This window comes from Pseudomonas sp. 1 (assembly GCF_056626735.1).
Genome location: NZ_JBWXMQ010000001.1, coordinates 309,250 through 331,854 on the forward strand (window position 1 = coordinate 309,250; position 22,605 = coordinate 331,854).

The 22,605-nt window shown below is 62.0% G+C and carries 21 protein-coding genes; 16 read left to right on the top strand and 5 right to left on the bottom strand.

All coding sequences use genetic code 11. From position 1 onward, the window contains the following. The first annotated feature begins 87 nt into the window (after positions 1–87). Positions 88–1,233: an SRPBCC family protein gene (locus tag AC1MDC_RS01330; RefSeq protein ID WP_480392332.1), complete on the top strand. Its 1,146-nt coding sequence runs from the start codon at positions 88–90 to the stop codon at positions 1,231–1,233. Further along, complete coding sequence (locus AC1MDC_RS01335) at positions 1,230–2,306, top strand: SMP-30/gluconolactonase/LRE family protein (protein WP_480392333.1); 1,077 nt, start codon at positions 1,230–1,232, stop codon at positions 2,304–2,306. The genes AC1MDC_RS01330 and AC1MDC_RS01335 overlap by 4 nt, the downstream gene beginning before the upstream one ends. A gap of 15 nt (positions 2,307–2,321) precedes the next feature. Here AC1MDC_RS01335 and AC1MDC_RS01340 read toward each other — a convergent pair whose 3' ends face one another. Then, positions 2,322–2,492, bottom strand: coding sequence for a hypothetical protein (locus AC1MDC_RS01340; RefSeq protein WP_007959467.1), 171 nt, complete (start codon positions 2,490–2,492; stop codon positions 2,322–2,324). A 109-nt stretch (positions 2,493–2,601) separates the two neighbouring features. Then, complete coding sequence (locus AC1MDC_RS01345; protein ID WP_085695914.1) at positions 2,602–2,844, bottom strand: DUF465 domain-containing protein; 243 nt, start codon at positions 2,842–2,844, stop codon at positions 2,602–2,604. A gap of 205 nt (positions 2,845–3,049) precedes the next feature. On the opposite strand from AC1MDC_RS01345, the gene AC1MDC_RS01350 reads away from it, so the two are divergent. The 7 genes from AC1MDC_RS01350 to AC1MDC_RS01380 all read left to right on the top strand — a co-directional run bounded on the left by AC1MDC_RS01350 (position 3,050) and on the right by AC1MDC_RS01380 (position 9,238). Next, positions 3,050–3,571 (top strand): DUF4142 domain-containing protein, encoded by a 522-nt coding sequence (locus tag AC1MDC_RS01350; protein ID WP_085695913.1) that lies wholly within the window; start codon positions 3,050–3,052, stop codon positions 3,569–3,571. A 240-nt stretch (positions 3,572–3,811) separates the two neighbouring features. Next, positions 3,812–4,663: an STAS domain-containing protein gene (locus AC1MDC_RS01355; protein WP_227232755.1), complete on the top strand. Its 852-nt coding sequence runs from the start codon at positions 3,812–3,814 to the stop codon at positions 4,661–4,663. Positions 4,664–4,666: 3 nt separating this feature from the next. Next, positions 4,667–5,029, top strand: a complete 363-nt coding sequence (locus AC1MDC_RS01360; protein ID WP_007959463.1) for an STAS domain-containing protein — start codon at positions 4,667–4,669, stop codon at positions 5,027–5,029. After that, the gene (locus tag AC1MDC_RS01365; RefSeq protein WP_085695911.1) at positions 5,026–5,430 is read left to right on the top strand and encodes an anti-sigma regulatory factor; all 405 of its coding nucleotides are present in this window, start codon (positions 5,026–5,028) and stop codon (positions 5,428–5,430) included. Before AC1MDC_RS01360 ends, AC1MDC_RS01365 begins: the two co-directional genes overlap by 4 nt. Next, a complete protein-coding gene (locus tag AC1MDC_RS01370) occupies positions 5,427–6,437 on the top strand; it encodes an ATP-binding protein (protein ID WP_085696435.1) in 1,011 nt (336 codons plus the stop codon). Before AC1MDC_RS01365 ends, AC1MDC_RS01370 begins: the two co-directional genes overlap by 4 nt. Continuing rightward, positions 6,430–7,305, top strand: a complete 876-nt coding sequence (locus AC1MDC_RS01375; protein ID WP_085695910.1) for a sensor histidine kinase — start codon at positions 6,430–6,432, stop codon at positions 7,303–7,305. Before AC1MDC_RS01370 ends, AC1MDC_RS01375 begins: the two co-directional genes overlap by 8 nt. Continuing rightward, the gene (locus tag AC1MDC_RS01380) at positions 7,295–9,238 is read left to right on the top strand and encodes a response regulator (protein ID WP_085695909.1); all 1,944 of its coding nucleotides are present in this window, start codon (positions 7,295–7,297) and stop codon (positions 9,236–9,238) included. The genes AC1MDC_RS01375 and AC1MDC_RS01380 overlap by 11 nt, the downstream gene beginning before the upstream one ends. A 119-nt stretch (positions 9,239–9,357) precedes the next feature. On the opposite strand, the gene AC1MDC_RS01385 is transcribed toward AC1MDC_RS01380, so the two are convergent. The 3 genes from AC1MDC_RS01385 to AC1MDC_RS01395 form a co-directional block, all read right to left on the bottom strand. Then, the gene (locus AC1MDC_RS01385) at positions 9,358–11,991 is read right to left on the bottom strand and encodes an excinuclease ABC subunit UvrA (protein ID WP_480392334.1); all 2,634 of its coding nucleotides are present in this window, start codon (positions 11,989–11,991) and stop codon (positions 9,358–9,360) included. Between the two features lie 29 nt (positions 11,992–12,020). Continuing rightward, positions 12,021–14,132 carry a PAS domain-containing hybrid sensor histidine kinase/response regulator gene (locus AC1MDC_RS01390; protein WP_085701880.1) on the bottom strand — a complete coding sequence of 704 codons (2,112 nt, stop codon included), beginning with the start codon at positions 14,130–14,132 and terminating at the stop codon, positions 12,021–12,023. 132 nt (positions 14,133–14,264) lie between these two features. Then, on the bottom strand, positions 14,265–14,954 hold the full coding sequence (locus tag AC1MDC_RS01395; protein ID WP_085695906.1) for a GntR family transcriptional regulator: 690 nt from the start codon (positions 14,952–14,954) through the stop codon (positions 14,265–14,267). A gap of 139 nt (positions 14,955–15,093) precedes the next feature. Here AC1MDC_RS01395 and AC1MDC_RS01400 point away from each other — a divergent pair, with 139 nt between their 5' ends. The 7 genes from AC1MDC_RS01400 to AC1MDC_RS01430 all read left to right on the top strand — a co-directional run bounded on the left by AC1MDC_RS01400 (position 15,094) and on the right by AC1MDC_RS01430 (position 22,442). After that, a complete protein-coding gene (locus AC1MDC_RS01400) occupies positions 15,094–16,179 on the top strand; it encodes an ABC transporter ATP-binding protein (RefSeq protein ID WP_480392335.1) in 1,086 nt (361 codons plus the stop codon). Position 16,180: 1 nt separating this feature from the next. Continuing rightward, positions 16,181–17,098 (top strand): ABC transporter permease, encoded by a 918-nt coding sequence (locus AC1MDC_RS01405; protein ID WP_480392336.1) that lies wholly within the window; start codon positions 16,181–16,183, stop codon positions 17,096–17,098. Further along, entirely contained in the window at positions 17,095–17,883 is a 789-nt protein-coding gene (locus AC1MDC_RS01410; RefSeq protein ID WP_227232759.1) for an ABC transporter permease, read from the top strand. Before AC1MDC_RS01405 ends, AC1MDC_RS01410 begins: the two co-directional genes overlap by 4 nt. Positions 17,884–17,898: 15 nt before the next feature. Then, the gene (locus AC1MDC_RS01415; RefSeq protein ID WP_480392337.1) at positions 17,899–18,951 is read left to right on the top strand and encodes an extracellular solute-binding protein; all 1,053 of its coding nucleotides are present in this window, start codon (positions 17,899–17,901) and stop codon (positions 18,949–18,951) included. A 139-nt stretch (positions 18,952–19,090) separates the two neighbouring features. Next, complete coding sequence (locus AC1MDC_RS01420; RefSeq protein WP_480392338.1) at positions 19,091–20,287, top strand: amidohydrolase family protein; 1,197 nt, start codon at positions 19,091–19,093, stop codon at positions 20,285–20,287. Beyond that, complete coding sequence (locus AC1MDC_RS01425) at positions 20,284–21,771, top strand: amidohydrolase family protein (protein ID WP_480392339.1); 1,488 nt, start codon at positions 20,284–20,286, stop codon at positions 21,769–21,771. The genes AC1MDC_RS01420 and AC1MDC_RS01425 overlap by 4 nt, the downstream gene beginning before the upstream one ends. Positions 21,772–21,782: 11 nt before the next feature. Next, entirely contained in the window at positions 21,783–22,442 is a 660-nt protein-coding gene (locus AC1MDC_RS01430) for a flavin reductase family protein (RefSeq protein WP_085701874.1), read from the top strand. Positions 22,443–22,605 lie beyond the last annotated feature (163 nt).

A 22,605-nucleotide genomic window follows, 5' to 3' on the forward strand; every position in this document is an offset into this window, starting at 1 on the left:
GGCACTTGTGACCTGAAGGTTGCCCCTGCACAAACGGCGGGATCGGCTAATCTGCCGGGATAACAAAAATATCCGCAGGTGACCGCAGTGAGGCAGACCACCGAGGCATTTCGCAGCCGCTACCGTGCGGCGATCCATCCCCGCTACAACCCTTGGCTGCACGGCGCGTTCGTGCTGCTGTTCGGCGTGCTGGCCATCGGCGCGTTCTGGAGCAGCGTGCAACACGTGCGGCCGCTGGAATGGCTGACCGTGCCGCTGACCCTGCTGTTCTTCAATTTCGGCGTGTACATGGTGCACCGCCACCTCGGCCATCACAAAAAGAGCTTTGCGCGGATGTTCTACGCCCGGCATGCCGGCGATCATCACAGCTTCTTCACCCCCGGCCACATGACCTACGACGGCGCCCGCGACTGGCGGGTGATTCTGTTCCCCGCCTGGCTGATCGTGCTGCACACGCTGGCGATCACCCTGCCCCTGTGGTGGCTGTTCGCGCAGGTCAACAGCAACGTCGCCGGTCTGTTCGGCGGCTGCATGGTGCTCGGGTACCTGACCTATGAAGTGTTTCACGCCTGCGAGCATCTGCCGCCGCAGAACCCGTTGACCCGCCTGCCGTGGATCCGCCAGATGCGCCGCCTGCACGAACTGCATCACCATCGCGAACGCATGCAGGAACGCAATTTCAATATCGTTTTTCCGCTGATGGATTACTTGTTCGGCACCCTCTACTGGGAGCCGGAAATCGCCCCTCTGACCGATTCGAGAATGCCCATGACCCGCATGCAGCACACAGTCGACATCGCCGGCGACCCGATCGCCGTCCTCGCCTACGCCGCCACCGTCAGTCGCTGGCCGGAGTGGCACCCGTCTTCGCTGAAGATCGACGGCCCCAGCGGTGCGCTGCATGCCGGTGCGCGATTCGACGAGGACATCCATGCCGGCGGGCGCGAGGGGCATTTACGCTGGGAAGTCACCGAGTACCTGCCCGGTCGGCGCTGGTGTGCCCGGGCCCAGGGTGATCAGGGGCTGTCGTTGCTGCTGACCTATGAATGCTCGGCGCACAAAGATGCCACGCGGTTCGTGCGCACCCTGGATTATCAGTTCGAAGGCATCGGCCTGCGCATTGCCAACCACCTGCTGCTCAAGCGTCGCATCGATCGCGAATCGGCGGCTTCGATGCTCGCCCTGCGTGACATGGCGACCCGGCACCTGTCTCTTGCGGGAGCCCACGTGTGAGATGGCGTTATCTGGTGTTGCTGCTGATTGTCGCGGTTCTGGCCTTTCTGCTGTTGCTGCCGACCAAGGTCGAGCCCGTGGCTTGGACGCCGCAACCGGCCCCCTCGCTGACCGAAGGCCAATACGCTGACAACCAGCGGCTCAAGGGCGCAGCGCAAGTCGGCCCGAGCGACATCGAAGGCCCGGAAGCGCTGTTGCTGGAAAACAACTTTCTGATTACCGGCCTGCACGACGGTCGCCTGCTGCGCACCAGCCTCGACGGCCAGCAGCGCAAGGTGCTGGCGGATACCGGCGGACGGCCGCTGGGGCTGGCGCGGCATCCCAACGGTTTGCTGGTGATCGCTGACGGGGTCAAGGGTTTGCTGTCGCTCGACGCGCAGGGTCAGCTCGTGGCGCTGACCACCGAAGCCAATGGCCTGCCGTTCGGGTTTACCGATGACGTGGCCATCGACAAGTCCGGGCATTACGCCTATTTCAGTGATGCTTCGAGTCGTTGGGGCTACGGCCACGATGGCGAAGCGATCATCGAGCATGGCGGCGACGGACGCCTGCTGCGTTACGACTTCCAGACCGGCAAGACTGTCGTGCTGCTCGACAGACTGGAGTTCGCCAATGGCGTGACCCTCGGCCCGGATGACGCCTATGTGCTGGTCAACGAAACCGGCGCCTACCGCATCAGCCGCTATTGGCTGACCGGGCCCAAGGCCGGCACCCACGACCTGTTCATCGACAACCTGCCGGGGCTGCCGGACAACCTCGCATTCAATGGCCGCGATCGTTTCTGGGTGGCGCTGTACACGCCGCGCAATCCGCTGCTGGATCGCACGGCTGAACACCCATTCGTGCGCAAGATGATCGTCCGGGCCATGACCGTGCTGCCCAAACCGGTGGAGAAACGCGGGTTCGTGCTGGGGCTGGATCTGGACGGCAAGGTGATCGCCAATCTGCAGGACGCCAGTGCCGGCAATTACTCGCCGATCACCACGGCGCGCGAGTATGGCGAGTGGTTGTATTTCGGCTCGCTGAAGGCCACGCACATGGCGCGATTGCCTCTCGAGGCAGCCTTGAAGTGAGGCGATGGCAGCCGGTCAGTTACTGGATCGATCGAACTTGTCCGGATCTTCATCCTCCGGCACTTCCTCGCTCTTGCGTTCCTCTTCAGGATTACGGACGGTGTGCGCCGGACTATTGGGCTCGGGATGCGTGGGAACCGGGTCGAATGCGCCCTGCTCTTCACTAGGAAATTTTGGATCTTTCATAAGGCACCTCGCTGAGAGTCGCTATGTGAAGACTCTTAACATTCGAGGTGCCCGTCGGGGCTGTTGTTCCAGTCGTTTCACCACCGAGGGCCGGTGGCGCGACTGACGGTCAGGATCGAACCTGTAATTGCTCGACGATCCTGTCTTTGACCTGCAAGCGCTTCTCTTTGAGTTTCTTCAGGGTGTCGTCGCTGGGTGCATCCGAGGTCGCCGTCTCGGCCTTGACGACTTCGGCGTCCGCCAGGAAATACTTGTTGATCAGTGCATCCAGATGTGGATCCGCGGTGCGTCGTTGCTGGATCTCTTCCTTTGTCAGTTTCAAGTCCTGTAACAAATCATGGGTCACCGGCATGGAACACCTCCGTCAATTGATCGGCAGCCAACGCGTTCGATTGCGCTGGCCAGGTATCAGAATGGCCTCGGTTGACCGGTTCTGTCGACCTCCTGTCAGACCAGCGGTGCCCGTTCGTCGCCCTTTCGCAAATGCGATAAAACCTTTTGTCGGCGATTTCCCTCCATTGAATAACGCTCACAAAAACCTGCGTGGAGTAATACCAATGGACGGATTCAAACTGCGTCATCTCTTTCTGGCCGTGGCTTTGAGCACCGGCATGGGCTCGGCCTTCGCCGCCACCGATAACGACTTCGTCGATAACGCCGCGGCCGGTGGCATCGCTGAAATCGAAACCAGCCGCCTGGCGCTGGAAAAAAGCCAGTCGGCCGACATCAAGGCCTTCGCCAACATGATGATCACCGACCATGGCAAGGCCAACGATGAGCTGGCGACGATTGCCAAGGCCAACGACATTGAAGTGCCAGACACTACGACGCTGGTCAAGCAGGCCAAGGAAAAGATCCTGGACATGCGCGATGAATCCTTCGATGCGGCGTACGCCAACAATCAGGTCAAGGCCCACGAAGAAACCATCGAGCTTTTCAAGAAACAAGCCAACACCGTGACTGACGACAAGGTCAAAGGCGCCACTGAACTCAAGGCCTTTGCGCAGAAAATGTTGCCGGGTCTGGAGAAACACCTGGCGGCCGCCAAAGAGCTGCAGGCCAAACACCCCAGCAAGTAACCGCCAGATACGCAAAGAGGCCGCCTCCATTGGACGCGGCCTCTTTGCGTTGAGGTCTTGTTGCGCGCAAAATGCCAGCATTCGCCGTCACGCCGACTAAAGTTACCGGTGCGTTCCATGCGGCAGATCTAAAATATCCTCGCGGGTACGAACAACTATTTCGAATGGCCAAGGTCATTCACTTCGCGCCGGTCATTTATCGAAGAACCGGCCCCCAATTCGCAATGGAGCAACATCTACATGGCAGCACTGCAGAACAGCACACTTGATGCGATGAAAAACAAACAGGCACAACTGCTGGGCGAATGGATCAAAGGGCTGCAAGACAGCGGCGCCACCCGCAATCTCAAGGAACACGACGTGCAGCAGCAGACCAGCGAGTTCCTGCAACTGGTGGTCAGCGGACTGGAAAACGACAACGGCACCAACATCGCCGCACCGGGCTGGGAGGCTATCCGCCAGTTCCTCGAAAAGCTGTCTCACAGTCGTGCCCTGCTCGGTCAGGATTCACAACAGACCGCCAGTTTCATCTTCGCCCTCAAAGGTCCGCTATTCGCTTTGCTGCAAAGCCATTACCGTGAACAGCCGGCGCTGCTCGCCGAACAGCTCTGGGAAATCTCCGAACTGCTCGACGCCTTCGGCCTGCACACCATCCGCACCTTCCAGAAATCCCGTGAAGCGGTAATCAAGCGTCAACAGGAAGAACTGCTGGAGCTGTCCACCCCGGTGGTCAAGCTGTGGGAAGGCGTGCTCGCGCTGCCGATGATCGGCACCCTCGACTCGCAACGCACCCAAGTCGTGATGGAGTCGCTGCTGCAACGCATCGTCGACACCGGTTCGGAAATCGCCATCATCGACATCACTGGCGTGCCGACCGTCGACACCCTTGTGGCCCAGCACCTGCTGAAAACCGTCACTGCGATCCGCCTGATGGGCGCCGATTGCATCATCAGCGGCGTGCGTCCGCAGATCGCCCAGACCATCGTCCACCTGGGCCTCGACCTGCAAGGCGTGGTGACCAAAGCCAATCTGGCCGATGCCTTGAAACTGGCGCTGACCCGTCTGGGTACCACCCTCACCAAGACGGTTTGATCAATGGAACGTATCCCGATTCTTCAGATGGGCGACTTCCTGCTGGTGACCATCCAGGTCGACATGCATGACCAACTCGCCCTCACCCTGCAGGACGACTTGTCCGAGCGCATCAGCAAAACCTCGGCCCGTGGGGTGCTGATCGATATCTCGGCGCTGGACATGGTCGATTCGTTCATCGGCCGGATGATCGGCACCATTTCCGGCCTGTCGAAAATCATGGACGCCGAAACCATGCTGGTCGGCATGCAACCGGCGGTGGCGATTACTCTGGTCGAGCTCGGCCTGAACCTGCCAGGCGTCAGCACCGCGCTGAACGTCGAGCGCGGAATGAAACTGTTGCAGGAACGAGTACGCCAGCAATGACCGTGCGCAGCAGCGGTACCCAACCGATTCACATCGAGCAGGACGTGGTGCTGGCCCGGCAACAGGCACGCAAACTGGCCACCGAATGCGGCATGCGCCTGATCGACCTGACCAAACTGGTGACCGCGGTCAGCGAGCTGGCGCGCAACACCATGGTCTACGGCGGTGGCGGCGACATGGACTGGCAGATCCTCGACGACAACCACAAGGTCGGCCTGCGTCTGACTTTTCGCGATGAAGGCCCGGGCATTGCCGACATCAAACTGGCGATGACCGACGGCTGGACGTCCGGCAGCGGCCTCGGCCTGGGGTTGACCGGAGCCAAGCGACTGGTCGACGAATTCGAACTGGACACCGCGCCCGGTAAAGGCACCCGGATAACAATCACCCGATGGACATGAATTTCAGCGGGAGTCTGACCCGAGTGCTGCTCCTTGAAGACAGCAGCCAGATCGGCCATGCCCGGCGCACGGCGCAGCAACTCGCCGAGCAGCATGGCTTCGATGAGCGCGATGCCGGACGTGTTGCGCTGGTGGCCACGGAACTGGCGAGCAACGTGCTCAAGCATGCGACACACGGTGAATTGCACCTGCGCGTATTGAAGCGCGTCGAGGGTTTCGGCCTCGAAATGCTCGCGGTCGACCGCGCCGGTGGCTTCGATCTCGATGCGTGCATGGCCGATGGTTTTTCCACGGGCGGCACTCAGGGGATCGGCCTCGGCGCGGTGTCGCGCCAGACCGAAGTGTTTGATGTGTATGCCGACGCTCGGGGCGCCGTATTGCTGGCACGGCTGTATCCGCGCAGTGATCGGCAGCCGGATCTGCGCTTCGGCGTCAGTCAGCATTCACTGCACAACGACCCGGCATGTGGAGATGTGTGGCATCTGGCGTTCAACGGGCCGGATATCAGCGCCCTGATCATCGACGGCCTGGGCCATGGCGAAGACGCCGAGCGCGCCGGCCGCGCCGGAGAAAAAGCCTTCGCCCTGAACCCCTTCGGCTCCCCGGTGCCGCTGATGGAGGACCTGCACCGGGAAATGATCGGCACCCGTGGCGGCGCGGTGGCGTTTGCGCAGTTCCATGGCCAGCGCGCCAGCCTGACCTATGCCGGTGTCGGCAACATCGGTGCCAGCCTGGTGACGGCCGACAAGTCCCGCGGACTGGCCTCGCACCCCGGAATCGTCGGCGGCCAGTACCGAAAAGCCCAGCCCTTTGACTATGCTCACGTGAACGGACATCTATTGATCATGTACAGCGATGGCTTGCAGTCCCGTTGGAATCTACAAGACTATCCCGGCCTGGTGCATCGTCATCCTGCCGTGATAGCCACCGTCCTGCACCGCGACTTCTGTCGCGGGCGCGACGATGTAACGGTGCTGGTCATTGCCCTGGAGGCCGCCCATGGCTGAGTCGCCGACCTTGAACAGCGCCGAACAGGCTGCGTTGATCGCCCGGTTGCAGAGCGAAACGGCGGCACTGCGTGACGAACTCGACGAAACCAATCAGGGCGTGCTCGCCCTGTACGCCGAACTCGATACCCAGGCCGAACAACTGCGTCAGGCCTCCGACCTGAAAAGCCGCTTCCTGTCGTACATGAGCCACGAGTTCCGCACCCCGCTGGGTTCGATTCTGAGCATCAACAGCCTGTTGGCCGACGAACTCGACGGCCCACTCAGCCCGGAGCAACACAAGCAGGTGGCGTTTGTCAGCAGCGCCGCCCGGGAACTCAGCGACATGGTCGATGACCTGCTCGATTTGGCCAAGATCGAGGCCGGACGCATCAACATTTCTCCGGCGTGGTTCGACATGTTCGATCTGTTCGCCGCCCTGCGGGGAATGTTCCGGCCGATTGTCGACGCCACGGCGGTGGACCTGATTTTCGAAGAACCCGTGGGCCTGCCGCGACTCTTCACGGATGACAAGAAGCTGGCGCAAATCCTGCGCAACTTCATTTCCAACTCGCTGAAATTCACCACCCGTGGCGAAGTCCGGATCTCGGCGCGCCTCGAAGGCCAGGACAAAGTGCGATTCGCGGTCAGCGACACCGGCATCGGTATCGCCCCTGAATTGCACGGCACCTTGTTCGAAGATTTTTCACAGGTCGACTCACCGCTGCAAAAGCGCCTGCGCGGCACCGGGCTCGGCTTGTCCCTGTGCAAGCGCTTCGCCGAATTGCTCGGTGGTGAGGTCGGTGTCGAGAGTACACCGGGCGTGGGCTCAAGCTTTTTCGTGATCATTCCGTTGGCGATCGCCCAGGAGAACGTCGATGAAACATGACATCCGTCTGTTGATCGTCGATGACAACGTCGCCACTCGCTATGCCTTGCGCCGGCGCCTGGAGCGCCACGGTTACGAAGTGCTCGAAGCCGGCACCGGCGGCGAAGGTCTGGCGTTGATCGCCAGTGAACCGCTCGATGCGCTGATTCTCGACGTCAACCTGCCGGACATGAGCGGTTTCGACATCGTCCGTGAACTGCGCTCCGACTCTCGCACTGCCCTGCTCCCGGTGATCCATGTGTCGGCCGCGTCGATCCAGACCGGCGACATCATCACCGGCCTCGACGCCGGAGCCGATGCCTATCTGATTCACCCGGTCGATCCCGATGTGCTGCTGGCAACGTTGCGCACCCTGCTGCGAGTACGCGACACGGAGAGTGCGTTGCGTGAAAGCGAGGCGCGTTTTCGCGAGATTTTCGTCAATGTCTCGGCTCCGATTGCGGTACTCGATGCCGAACTCAAGGTCCACGAGTGCAATCACGCCTTCTCCCAACTGATCCAGGACAACCTCGACTCCGAGGGACTCAACGAGTGTTTCGCTGACGATCAAGGTGCGATCCTTCGCGAGTTGCGCCTGCGTCTGGTGGACGGCGAGCGCTGGAAAGGCACGCTGAACATGCGCGTGCAAGGTGAGATCCGCGAGACCGAGTGGCAGATTTCACCCTATCGCACCCCGAAGCTGAGCCTGGTGTTCGTCGAAGACGTCACCGAGCACCGTCATCGCGAACGCTCGCACCTGGCTCAGTTGGACGACACCACCACGCAACTGGCCAAGGAAGTCGCCGACCGGGTACGCGCCGAATCGCAACTGCTGCAAGTGCAGAAGATGGATGCGCTGGGCAAACTCACCGGCGGCATCGCCCATGACTTCAACAACCTGCTGACCGGGATCATCACCAGTCTTGAGCTGATCCAGAAACGCGTCGCCGATGCCCGTCCGGACAAGGTCCGGTTCTACGCCGAAGCGGCTCTGAACTCGGCGATGAGTGCGGCCTCGCTCACCCATCGTTTGCTGGCCTTCGCCCGGCAACAGCCGCTCGACACTCGGCCGGTGGACATCAACGAGCACGTTCGTTCGCTCGAAGAATTACTGGTGCGCACCATCGGTGAACGCATCGCCCTCAAGCTGGAGCTGACCACCAAACCGGCGATTGCACTGGTTGACCCGATCCAGCTGGAAAGCGCGGTGCTCAACCTGGTGATCAATGCCCGGGACGCGTTGCCTCAGGGCGGCAATATCTGGGTCAGCACCTACGCGGCGTACTCCCACGGTGATCCGAACCTCACCGACGGTTCCTACGTAGCGCTGTCGGTGCGCGATGACGGCACCGGTATCGAGCACAGTTTGATCGACAAGGTATTCGAGCCGTTTTTCACCACCAAACCGCTGGGCCAGGGCACCGGGCTGGGACTGTCGACGATCTACGGTTTCGCCCGCCAGTCAGGCGGCGATGCGCACATCCGCAGTGTGGCGCGGCGCGGCACAGAAGTGACGATCATGTTGCCAGCCAGCAACGACCCGACCGCCGTCGATGTGCCCATCCCGACGATTGATGCCAGAGGCAGCGGCGAACACGTGCTGATCGTCGAAGACATGCCGGGCGTGCGACTGTTCGTCACCGAGGTACTGGAGGACGCCGGTTACCGCTGCACCCAGGCCGGCGATATCGAAACCGCGCTGGAGTGCTTGCAGAACGATCCATCGATCAATCTGCTGCTGACCGACGTCGGCCTGCCGCGCATGAGCGGCCGCGAACTGGCGGACGTTGCCCGGGGCTGGCGCGAAGGGTTGCCGATCCTGTTCATGACGGGTTACGCGGAAACGGCGATCAACCGCCAGGTGTTCCTCGGGGCTGGCATGGAGATGTTGGTCAAACCGTTCCACATCAGTGAATTGCTGGACAAGGTGCGCCGCACGCTCGACGGCGCCTGATACGCCGCCATCGCGGGCAAGCCCGCTTCCACAGTCTTATTGCCGTACACACATTCGTGAACACATCAGACTCAGTGGGGGCGGGCTTGCCCGCGATGAGGCCGGCCCAGGCGACGCCGTTATCGTCTCAAGGCCCGGGCAAGAAACGGCGCAGTCCGGCTCTTCTTGCTCGCCGCCACTTTCTGCGGCGTCCCGGCCACGACGATCTTGCCGCCCTGATCCCCCGCTCCCGGTCCGATGTCGATCACCCAGTCGCTCTGCGCCACCACGCGCATTTCATGCTCGACCACGATCACCGTATGCCCCGCCGTCACCAGCGTATCCAGCTGCTCGAGCAAGCGGTCGACATCCCGAGGGTGCAAACCGGTGGTGGGTTCATCCAGCACGTACAACGTCGCGCCGCGCTGATTGCGCTGCAGCTCCGTGGCCAGTTTGATCCGCTGGGCTTCGCCGCCGGACAGCTCGGTCGCCGGTTGCCCGAGGCGCAAGTAACCGAGGCCGATATCGCGCAGCACCTCCAGCGAACGGCGAATTGCCGGTTGCTCGGCAAACACCGTCACCGCCTCGTCCACCGTCAGCTGCAATACCTGCGCGATGCTCAATCCCTGCCAGAGGATGGCCAGGGTCTCGGGGTTGTAACGCGCGCCATGACAGGTCGGGCACGGCGCATAAACGCTGGGCATGAACAGCAATTCGACACTGACAAACCCCTCGCCTTCACAGGTCGGGCAGCGCCCCTTGGCGACGTTGAAGGAAAACTGCCCGGCGTCATATCCCGCCGCTTTCGCCTCGTCGGTCGCGGCGAACAACTTGCGTACGTTGTCGAACAACCCGGTGTAGGTCGCCAGATTCGAACGCGGAGTACGACCGATCGGTTTCTGATCGACCTGCACCAGACGCCTGATCGACTCCAGCCCGGCGCTGACCTGGCCGGTGCTGGCAGTCGGGGTCTCATCTTCCAGATTGAGTTCTTCCGGCTCGGCGTCACTGACACTGCGCCCGAGTTGCGCGCCGACCAGTTCCAGCAGCGCTTGACTGACCAGGCTCGACTTGCCGGAACCGGAGACACCGGTGACCGAGGTGAAACAGCCCAGCGGAAATTCGGCGCTGAGGTTATTCAGGTTGTTGCGGGTGACGCCGTCGAGCTTCAGCCAGCCCGACGGTTTGCGCGCGGTGCGGGTCGGCCGTTGCTGTTCGGCAAACAGGTAGGCGCGGGTCTGCGAGTGTTCGACCGCCGCCAGCCCCGGTGGCGGGCCGCTGTAGAGAATCTGCCCGCCCTTTTCGCCCGCTGCCGGGCCGACATCGATCAGCCAGTCGGCCCGGCGCATGGTGTCCAGATCGTGTTCGACCACAAACACACTGTTGCCGTCGGCCTTCAGACGCTGCAAGGCCTCGAACAGCGCCTCGCCGTCAGCCGGGTGCAGGCCGGCGGACGGTTCGTCGAGCACGTAGATCACACCGAACAATTGCGAACCCAGTTGGGTGGCCAGCCGCAGACGTTGCAACTCGCCGGACGACAGGGTCGGCGTGCTGCGCTCCAGGGCCAGATAACCGAGGCCGAGATCGGTCAGGGTGCTGACCCGGTCCAGCAAGTCCTCGGCAATGCGCTGCGCGGCCAGGCGCTTCTCCAGCGACAGGTTCGGCGTATGGCGCACGTCCGGCGCGTTGGCGTGGCCGCTGGCACCATGGGCCACGCGCTGCTGGCGGGCTTCGCGGGTCTGGCGGTGAGTCAGGGTTTCACCGGTTTCATCGGCGTGCTCCAGCCAGCTCGCATCCGCCACCGGCTTCAAGACTTCGGCGACTTGCAACAGTGGCATCCGCGACAACTCGCCGATGTCATACCCGGCAAACGTCACCGACAGCGCCTCTCGCTTGAGGCGCTTGCCATCGCACAACGGGCACAGGCTGCCGAGCATGAATTGCGACACGCGCTTCTTCATCAACGCGCTTTGTGAATGAGTGAAGGTGTGCAGGATGTAGCGCCGTGCGCCGGTGAAGGTGCCTTGATAACTGGGCTCCATCTTGCGCAGCAGGGCGACGCGGGTTTCTTCGGGTGTCAGCCCGGCGTACACCGGAACCGTCGGTGTTTCCTCGGTGAAAAGGATCCAGTCGCGCTGTTTTTTCGGCAGTTTGCGCCATGGAATATCGACGTCGATGCCCATGGTCACCAGGATGTCGCGCAGGTTCTGTCCCTGCCAGGCCAGCGGCCAGGCGGCCACGGCGCGCTGGCGAATGGTCAGTTCCGGATCGGGCACCATCAGCGCCTCGGTCACCTCGTAAACCCGCCCCAGTCCATGGCACTCGGGGCACGCGCCTTGTGGCGTGTTCGGTGAAAAATCCTCGGCATACAACATCGGCTGATCCGGCGGGTAGCTGCCGGCGCGCGAGTAAAGCATGCGGATCAGGCTCGACAGCGTGGTCACGCTGCCCACTGACGAGCGCGTACTCGGCGTGCCGCGTTGTTGCTGCAGGGCCACGGCCGGCGGCAGGCCTTCGATGGAATCGACGTCCGGCACGCCGACCTGATCGATCAGCCTGCGCGCATAGGGCGCCACCGATTCGAAATAGCGCCGCTGTGCTTCGGCATACAGCGTCGAAAACGCCAGCGACGACTTGCCCGAACCCGACACGCCGGTAAACACCACCAACGCATCACGGGGAATATCGACATCAACGTTCTTCAGGTTGTGTTCACGGGCGCCGCGCACGCGAACCATGCCGGCGGCGGAATTGGAGCTGCGCTTGGAGGTCATTGGCCAGCCTTGATCAAGGGATTCGAAGCTCAGGCACTGAGCACGGTTCGGATCATCTGCAACAGCGCTTCGGGGCCGTAAGGCTTGCCGAGCAGATGGGTATCGGGGCTGAGCTGGTGATTGCGCGAAATAATGTCGCGGGTGTGGCCCGAGGTGAACAGCACCGCCACCGGTGGCATCTGCACCTTGGCCCACGCCGCCAGATCGGAGCTCTTGATCAGGCCGGGCATGACCACGTCGGTGAAGATCAGGTCGACCCGAGCGCCTTCCATCAGCATCTGCATGGCCGCATCGCCATTGCCGGCGATCAGCACGCGGTAGCCTTCTTCACGCAACAGCTCGACGGCGGAGTTGCGTACCGCTTCGTTGTCCTCGACCACCAGGATCGTCTCGTTGCCACCCGTGAGGCGTTTCTCCACGCTGGGCGCCGCATGATCTACCGGTCGCACGCTGCGCGGAAAGTACAACTGCACTCGCGTACCCTGGCCCACCTGGCTGTCGATCTCGACATGGCCGCCGCTCTGTTTGACGAAACCGAACACCATGCTCAAGCCGAGACCGGTGCCCTGGCCGTCGGCCTTGGTGGTGAAAAACGGTTCGAACACCTGCTCGAGCATGTGCGGCGCAATGCCGACGCCGCTGTCACTGACCGAGACCCGGACGAAATCCCCCGGCACGATGCCCTTGCCCGAACAGAACGCCTGATCCAGCGAGAGGTTGGCGGCGCCGAGCACAATTGTGCCCTCGCCCTTCATGGCGTCGCGGGCATTGATCGCCAGATTGAGAATGGCGTTTTCCAGTTGATTGCGATCGACGTTGATGTGCCACGGTTCGTCCGGCAACTGCACGTCGATCTGAATGATTTCGCCCAACGCCCGTTGCAGCAACTCACCGACGCCTTCAAAGATCTGCCGGGGATTGCACACCGCCGGCGACAGTGGCTGGCGGCGGGCGAACGCGAGCAGTTGCGAGGACAGCTTGGCACCGCGCTCGACCGCCGCCAGCGAGGCGCTGACCCGACGCTGCACGTTGGCGTTGTTCGGCTCGTGACGAGCCAGCAGGTGCAAGTTGCCGGCAATCACTTGCAGCAGATTGTTGAAGTCATGGGCCACGCCGCCGGTGAGGCCGCCGATGGCTTCGAGTTTCTGTGACTGTCGCAGTCGCTCTTCGGCGGCGAGGCGCGCTTCGACTTCATTTGCCACACGCTGCTCGAGATTGCGGGTGAACTTGAGCAGGGATTCTTCGGCGATCTTGCGTTCGTGAATATCGATCAGCACGCCGGGAAAACGGAACGGCCGGCCCTGTTCGTCGAACTCGCAGCAGCCACTGGCCAACACCCATAGAAAGCTGCCATCGGCGCGTATTACGCGGTACTCGGCGTTGTAGGGTTCGCCGGTGCGCACCGAATTTTCGATGCACTCCTGCACCCAGGGACGGTCATCGGGATGAATGTGTGCTTCAGCAATGTGCTGCGGCAGGTTGGTGAGGTCTTGATCCGGCGGGAAGGAAAATGTCCGGGCAAAACGCTCGTCGGCCGACAGCACATTGTTTTTCACGTCCCAGACAAAGGAGCCGATCAATGCGCCGGCATTGAGGGCCAGTCGCACCCGCTCGTTATCGGCACGATAGGCATCTTCAGCGGCCTGGCGCAGACGCTCGGACAACACCAGTTCAGTGGTTTCCACCACCATCGCCATGACACCCGAAGGCACGCCGGCATCGTTGGCCACCGGGCTGTAATAAAGGTCGAGCCAGACGTCCTCGGGCACGCCATCGCGCAACAACACCAATACCTTGTTGCGGTACTCCAGGGTGCCGCCCGCCAGACAGGTGTCGACCACATGCCGGTTGAAGTCGGCGACTTCCGGCCAACCCAGTTCCACCGGTGATCCAAGCAGGTACGGATGCCGTCCGCCGGCGAATCGGGAATAGGCATCGTTGTAGATCATGTAACCGGCATGGCCCCAGAGCATGACCATCGGCAGCGGCGAGGCCAGCATTAACTGGACCGTGCTGCACAGGCTGGCCGGCCAGGTTTCGAGCGGGCCGAGATCCGTGCCGCTCCAGTCGAACTCACGGATTCGCCCGGCCATCTCGCCTTGCCAGCCGTCACACCCATGGCTATCGGATAAAAACTGCATCGGCTGCTTTAACGCCTTGTGGTGGGTCCGGTTCAATCGCTGCGCGGTCAAGCGTCGCGCCCGTCTATTTCGAGCGCGCTGGGCAGCGATGGTTTCATTAGAGGTATAGCCGATTTCACCCCTGCTCGACGTTCAGACTTCGATCAGGTGTTTGAGCGGATGGTAGCCGGTCTTCATCTTTGCAGCGACATCGAGGATGGCCTTCTGGATGCCGTCCAGGTGCATACAGGTCAGCTCAATGGCGGCGTTCTGATTGCCGGCCTCGATGTATTCGATCAGCCGCAGATGTTCGTCGTCGCGACAGGCTTCGTGGCTGTCGTCGTCCAGCGCGGCGGCATACAGCGAAGCGCGGGAAATCAGCTTCTGGAACCAGTCGAGCAACACCGGGTTGTTCAGGCTGCGGGCCAGTTTGATGTGGAACTCGCCGAGCAGGTGAATCAGCCGCTCGTGATCGCCGGCTGCGTGAGCCTCGTCTTCCAGCAGCAAGTGATCGCGCAGGTCCTGCATCGCGGCAGAGTCCTTGCGCCGGCACAGTTCAGTGACGATGCCGATCTCGATCAAGCGCCGGGTTTCAAACAGCGAACGGATCTCTTCATCGCTGGGCAGCGACACCGACGCACCTTTATTGGGCTCGGTGGTGACCAGTCCGTCGGCCTCCAGTTGCTTGAGCGCGGCTCGAACCGACGTACGGCTGACATTGAACAACTCCGCCAGCGACGCCTCGCCCAGCTTCATCCCCGGACGCAGCGAACGCTTGCTGATCGCCTCGTAAACCCCTTGGTAGACGCGGTCGACCGTGGTTTCCGTTTTTTTCTCGGTCATTTGAAAACTCCTTCAATGCTGGCAACGCTGCCCGACGAACGACTCAGTCGGGGAAATGGGGGTTGCGCCAGCAGATTAATCCGGGTATTTCTAAATTGCATTCAGATATTGCATACAATAATTAGAGGATTGCACCATTATGGGTCAGCCAATAGCCATTGAAGTGCGTAACGTATCCAAGCGGTATTCTGATGATCCTGGCCTGGCGCCAGCCCTCGACAACGTGTCGGTGAACATCGCCGACAACGAGTTCTTCACCCTCCTCGGCCCCTCGGGCTGCGGCAAGACCACCCTGCTGCGCACCATCGCCGGTTTCGAACACGTCAGCGACGGCGAGATCCGTCTGGCGGGCGAAACGGTCAATCACCTGCCGCCGTTCAAGCGTCGGGTCAACACGGTATTCCAGAGTTACGCGCTGTTTCCGCACATGAGTGTCGCGCAGAATATCGCCTTCGGCCTCGAGATGCAGGGTCTTGATCGCAAGACCATTCCAGGACGGGTCGACGAAATGCTCGCGCTGGTGCAGATGGAGCACCTGGCCGGGCGCAAACCGGCGGAACTGTCCGGCGGCCAGCAGCAGCGCGTGGCTCTGGCCCGGGCCCTGGCGCCGAAGCCCAAAGTGCTGTTGCTCGACGAGCCGCTGTCGGCGCTGGATCTGAAGCTGCGAAAGGAGATGCAGGTCGAACTCAAGCGCGTGCAGCAGGAAGCCGGCATCACCTTCATCTTCGTCACCCACGATCAGGAAGAAGCCCTGACCCTGTCCGACCGGATCGCGGTGATGTCCGCCGGCAAGATCCTGCAGATCGGCACCCCGACCGACATCTACGAGCGCCCGCAGCACCGCTTCGTCGCCCAGTTCATCGGCGACATCAATTTCCTCCCCGGCCAGCTCAAGCGTGGCGAACACAACGAAAACCTCTTCGTGCCCAGCGGCATGCCGGTGGAAATTCCCTGCCCGCCGCAAGGCGTCAATGGCAGCAGCGTACAACTGGCGTTTCGTCCCGAGCGCTCGCAACTGGTCGCGGCGGACCAGCCGCATCATTTGCGCGGGGTGATCGAAGCCGTGCTGTATGTCGGCACCGCGACGCTGTACCAGTGCCGTTTGAACAACGACATCAAAGTCATGCTGCGGGAAAACAACGAAGGTTTGAGCGCCTGTCGCACAGTCGGTGAGCCCGTGGCGGTGCATCTGCCACCCCAGGCCTGCCTGTTGATGGAGGCCTGAGATGAGCGTCAGCAGCACTTCCCCCTCCCTCAACCGCGCGCTGTTGCTCAGCCCGGTGGTGTTGACCCTGCTCGCCCTGATCGCCATTCCGCTGGGGATCATGGGTTACATCAGCCTGCTGCCGCGCAACACCTACGGCGGCGTCGACTGGCAGGCGCAATGGCAGTTACAGAGTTACGTGCAGCTGTTTTTCCAGGAAGGTTTCGACGGCGAGCTGGAACTGAACTGGGTCTACGCCCAGGCACTGTTGCGCTCGGTGTTCCAGGCCGGCGGCACCACCGTGTTGTGCTTTCTGTTCGGGTTTCCGGTGGCGTTGTGGATGTCGAGCCTGCCCCCGCGCCGACGCAACCTGATGGTGTTGCTCATCACCATTCCGTTCTGGACCAACCTGCTGATCCGCAACTACGCGTGGCTGATCATCCTGCGCGAACAGGGCTGGGTCGCCCAGAGCCTTAACGCGCTGTTCCCGAATGCCGGCGGCATCACCCTGCTCTACAACGACTTCGCGGTCAGCGTCGGTCTGGTCTACAGCTTCCTGCCGTTCATGATCCTGCCGATCTACTCGACCCTGGAAAAACTCGACTGGCGTCTGGTGGAAGCCGCTTATGACCTGGGCGCCAACCGCTGGCACGCACTGCGCCGGATCATCCTGCCGCTGTCGATGCCCGGCGTGATTGCCGGCGCGTTGCTGGTGTTCGTGCCGAGCCTCGGCGCCTTCATCACCCCGGCGATTCTCGGCGGGGGCAAGACCCTGATGATCGGCAACCTGATCCAGCAGCAATTCGGCACCGCGCGCAACTGGCCGCTGGGCAGTTCGCTGTCGTTCCTGTTGCTGGGGATTCTGCTGTTGTCCCTGGTGCTCTACGCCCTCTACAGCCGCAGCGCGGCGAAAACCCTGAACCGGGGAGCGAAAGCATGATTTCTCTGCACCTGAAAAAACTCCCGGCGACCCGGGAAATCAGCCTGCTGATCCTCGCCTATCTGTACGTGCCGATCCTGGTGTTGATCGTCTACAGCTTCAACGCCAACCGCTCGGCAACGGTGTGGACCGAGTTCTCGTTCGCCTGGTACGGGCGGATCCTGGCCAACCCGTCGATCCAGACCGCGGCGCTGAATTCGATCATCGTCGCGACCATCGCCACGGTGTGCGCCACGACGATTGCACTGCTGGCGGCGCTGGCGACTTATCGGCCGTTCTACGGGCAGAAAATGGTCGAGGGCGGGATCAACCTGCCGCTGATCCTGCCGGAGATCGTCACTGCCGTGGCCACCCTGCTGCTGTTCATGGCACTGGGGATCAAGCTCGGGCTGATGACCGTGATCGTCGCGCACATCGGCTTCTGCATTCCGTTCGCCTACCTGCCGATCCGCGCACGGCTCAACGATCTGGACAAGAGCCTGCTGGAAGCCGCCAACGACCTGTACGCCAATCCGTGGCAGGTGTTCCGCCGCGTGACCCTGCCACTGCTGTGGCCGGCGGTGTTGTCCGGTTCGGTGCTGGCATTCGTGGTCAGCCTCGACGATTTCATCATGACCTTCTTCGTCGCCGGGCCCGGTTCGACCACGTTGCCGGTGTACATCTTCTCGGCGATCAAGGCCGGCGTAACGCCGGAGATCAACGCGATCTCGACCCTGATGCTGGTGATTTCCATCGTGCTCGTAGTGCTGGCCTTCTGGCTTGGCCAACGTGGCAAACAACAATAAACCTGGAGCGCTCTCATGAAATTGAAAAACATGCGTCTGGCAGTATCCGGTCTGGCCCTGAGTTGTTTCACCGCGTTCAGCGCCCACGCCGCCGAGCCCAAGGAGTTGTTCTTCTACAACTGGACCGATTACTACCCGGTGGACCTGCTGGCCAAGTTCGAAAAGGAGACCGGGATCAAAGTCACCATGGACGGCTACGACAGCAACGAAACCCTGCTCGCCAAGTTGCAGGCCGGCGGCGCGGCGTATGACGTGATCGTGCCGTCGCAGTCGATCATGCAGACGCTGATCAAACAGGATCTGCTGCTGGAAATCGACGCTCCGACCCTGAACAACTTCCAGTACGTCAAAGGGCCGTTCCGCGATCCGAGCTTCGATCCGGGCCGCAAATATTCGGCGCCGTATCTGTGGGGCACCACCGGTTTCTCCTATGACAGCGCCCGGGTGCCGGGCGGCAAGCTCGACGACTCGTGGAAAGAGTTCTTCGAACCGCGCAAGGAACTGCAAGGCCAACTCGCCGCCCTCGACACCTCCAGCAGCGTGATCAATGCCGCCAGCCATTACCTGAACGTCGACGAATGCACGGAAAACCCGCAGGACGCCAAGCGCATCCTCGAACTGCTGCAAAAGCAGAAACCGTTTTTGAAGATGTACAGCTCCGACAACACCGTCGACCGCATGGCCTCGGGCGAAGTGATCATGATGCAGAACTGGAACGGCTCGACCGCCCGCGCCACCTTGCAGAAGAGCACGATCAAATACGTGTACCCGAAAGAAGGCCTGGCGATGTTCCAGGACAACTTCGCCGTACCGAAAAGCGCGCCGCATCCGGGCAACGCGAAGATCTTTATCGACTGGATGATGAAGCCCGAGAACGCGGCGGCCGTGTCCAACGCGATTGCCTATGCCAACGGGATTCAGAGCGATCAGTTGCTGGATGCGAAATGGAAGATCATGGACGCGATCAACATGCCCGAGGAATACGCCTCGCGGCTGCGGCCGGAGAAGGAATGCAGCAACAAGGCGCGGGAGCTGCAGGATCGGATCTGGTCGAAGCTCAAGGGTTGATCGCCTGACTCAAGACCCAGTTGCGGCCATCGCGAGCAAGCTCGCTCCCACAAGGATCGGTGGCGCTCACAGTTCCAATGTGGGAGCTGGCTTGCCAGCGATGAGGCCCGCCCAGACAACATAGAAACAGAGGTATGCAATGTCCCATCCCCGCTGGCTCAGAAACATCCGCCCCTACGGCGCCCCCGCCGAAGACCTGCTGATCGAAAACGGCAAGTTCACCCAGCGCCGCCCGGCCTCCAATGCTCCACTGGCCGCCACCGACATCGACGGCCAGAACCAGCTCCTGACCGCCCCGCTGGTGGAAAGCCACGTCCACCTCGACAAGACCCTGTACGGCCAGCCCTGGCGCCCGAACAGCGCGGGCCCGACGCTCAAGGATTACATCAGCAACGAACGCCGCGTGTTGCGCGAAGTGAAAGCGCCGATTGCCGAACGGGCCGGTGCGCTGTTGGAAAACTGCATCGCCCGGGGTTCGCTGACGATGCGTTGCCACGTCGACATCGACCCGGAATTCGGCCTGCGTCACGTCGAGGCCATGCAACAACTGCGCGAAACTTACAACGACCTGATCGACCTGCAACTGGTGGTCTTCCCGCAAACCGGCCTGATCAGCCGCCCCGGCACCGCCGAACTGATGCGCGAAGCCATGGCCCTGGGCGTGGAAAACGTCGGCGGACTCGACCCCTGCGGCATCGACAACGACCCGATTGCACAACTGGACTTCGTGTTCAACCTGGCCCGCGACTTTCAGCGTGGCGTCGACATTCACCTGCACGACAAAGGCGAACTGGGTCTGTGGCAGATCGCCCGGATCGCCGATTACACCGAGCGCTTCAACCTGCAGAACCGGGTGATGATCAGCCATGCCTATTGCCTGGGCATGTTGCCTTGGAGCCAGGTCAAACCCGTTGCCGAACGCCTCGCGGCGCTGGGGATTTCGCTGATGAGTTCGGCGCCGGCCGATTGCGCGGTGCCGCCGTTTCTGGCGCTGCGTGAAACCGGTGTCAACATGTGCCTCGGCTCCGACGGCATCCGCGATGCGTGGTCGCCGATGGGCAATGGCGACATGCTCGAACGAGCGATGTTGCTGGCGTTCCGTTTCGACCTGGGCAAGGACGATGAACTGGCGGCGGCATTCGACGCGGCAACGGTGAACGGGGCGCGCGCATTGGGGATCGAGGGTTACGGCTTCGCCATCGGCAAGCCTGCGGACTTTCTGCTGATGCCGGTCGAAACCCTCGGCGAGGCTGTCGTCGCGCGGCCAGTGCGTCAGGTGTATCGCGGCGGCGAACTGATCGCCAGCGGCGGTCGCTTGCTGGGCAGCCGTCTGTGAAACGGATCGGCCTCAAGGCCGCTTGCGTGGTCGGTTTCGACGGCACGCAGCATGTGCTGTGGCGCGACGGCGAAGTGGTATTTGCCGGCTCGCGCATCGAATTTGTCGGGCGCGGTTATCAAGAGCCGGTAGATCAGTGGATCGATTACGGCAATGCGCTGATCGGGCCCGGGTTCATTGACCTCGATGCCCTCGGCGATCTCGATTCCACGGTACTGACCCTGGACAACGGCGACGAACGCGCGATGGGCCGCATGTGGTCGGCGGAGTACCTGGCGAGCGGCCCGCGTGAGTCGTTCAGCCCGGAAGAAGAAGTCTTCAAATACCGCTACGCCTTTACCCAGTTGATCCGCAACGGCATCACCACGGCGATGCCAATCACCTCGATGTACTACCGCGAATGGGCGGAGACCTACGACGAGTTTGCCGCTGTCGCCGACGTGGCGGGCGAACTGGGGCTGCGCACGTACCTCGGCCCCTGCTACATGAGCGGCATGAGTTACTGGCGTGCCGACGGCAGCCTCGCCCACCACTGGGATGAGGCTCGGGGGCTGGCCGGGCTGGACGCGGCCGAACGGTTCTTCAAGGATTTCGATGGTGCGCATGCGGGGTTGATTCGCGGCACGTTGCTGCCGGATCGCATCCAGACCTGCACCCCGGCACTGCTGCAACGTACATCTGCATTGAGCCGCGAGCTGAATGCACCGATGCGTCTGCATTGTTGTCAGGCGCCTGGCGAAGTGGCGATGGTCGAACAGTTGCGCGGCACCACGCCGCTAGGCTGGTTGCAGCAACTCGACCTGCTCACTCCGCGCAGTCTGTTACCCCACGGCATCTACACCTCGGGCGATGACGATCTGCAACGGGTCATCGACGGCGGCGCGAGTCTGGTGCACTGCCCGCTGGTGTTCGCCCGTGACGGCGAGGCACTGAACTCGTTCGGCCGTTATCGCGCCAAGGGCATCAACTTCGCCCTTGGCACCGACACCTGGCCAGCGGATTTGCTGGCAAACATGCGCCACGGACTGAACATCGCCCGGTTGATGGAAGGCGGGCCCACGCTGACCAGCAGCCTCGATCTGTACAACGCCGCCACCCTCGGCGGTGCCAAGGCCTTGGGCCGTGATGACCTCGGTCGCCTGGCACCCGGCGCCAAGGCGGATATCACCGTGTTCAACCTGCGCGGACTGCACCTGGGCCCGTTATTCGATCCACTGAAAAACCTGCTGCTGGCCGGACGCGGCGACGACTGCATCGCCAGTTTCATCGACGGTCGCTGCGTGATGCACGACGGTCAGGTCAACGGCGTCGACTACCCCACGCTGCAACGTCAGGCCCAACGCCAATACGAAAAACTGATGCGCAGCCACAGCGACCGGGCCTTTGGCCGACCGGACTGGAAAACCCTGTTCCAGCCGGCCATTCCGTTCGCCGACGACTACAGCGCCGAAGCGCCGTTGAGCGCCATCGATCCACTTCTTTAGAGAACACTGCCATGCACAGCTTCGATTTCAGCCAACTGAGCCCACGGGAAAAGTACAAGATTCTGATCGGCAGCGTGGTGCCGCGCCCGATTGCACTGGTCACCACCATCGACGGCGAAGGCCGGGTCAATGCGGCGCCGTTCAGCTTCTTCAATGCGCTGTCGGCGGATCCGCCCATACTCGCGCTCGGCGTGGAGAACTATGGCGACCAGAGCCCAAAGGACACCACGCGCAATATCCAGATGAATCAGGAATTCACCGTCAACATCGTCAGCGACGCATTGGTGGAAGCCATGAACGTCTGTGCCGTGCCGTTCGCGCCGGGCTTCGATGAGTTGACCGCAGCGGGCCTGACGGCAATTCCCGGCACCTCGGTCAAATGCCCGCGAATCGGCGAAGCACCGGTGGCGCTGGAATGTCGGCGGATGATGGCGCTGAACATCGGCCAGTCGCGGGAGATCATTTTTGGCGAGGTGTTGATGGCGCATGTGCGCGACGAGTTGATCGACCCGAAAACCCTGTACATCGATCAATTGGGGCTGGATGCGATCGGACGCATGGGCGGCCATGGTTATGCGCGGACCCGGGATTACTTCGATTTGCCGACCCGCTCGTTGCAAGCGTGGACGGAGGCACCGGGAGGTGGCGAGCGGTTTTGGCCTGCCAAATAAAACAGCGGCCCACCGAGGTGCTGATCGTTCCCACGTCGAGGCGTCGAACCGTCCGCGTGGGAATGCATACCGTGACGCTCTGCGTCACAGTGGACGCGGAGCGTCCATGGCGGCATTCCCACGCAGAGCGTGGGAACGATCCCGAGCAGCAGAGCGCGGGAAC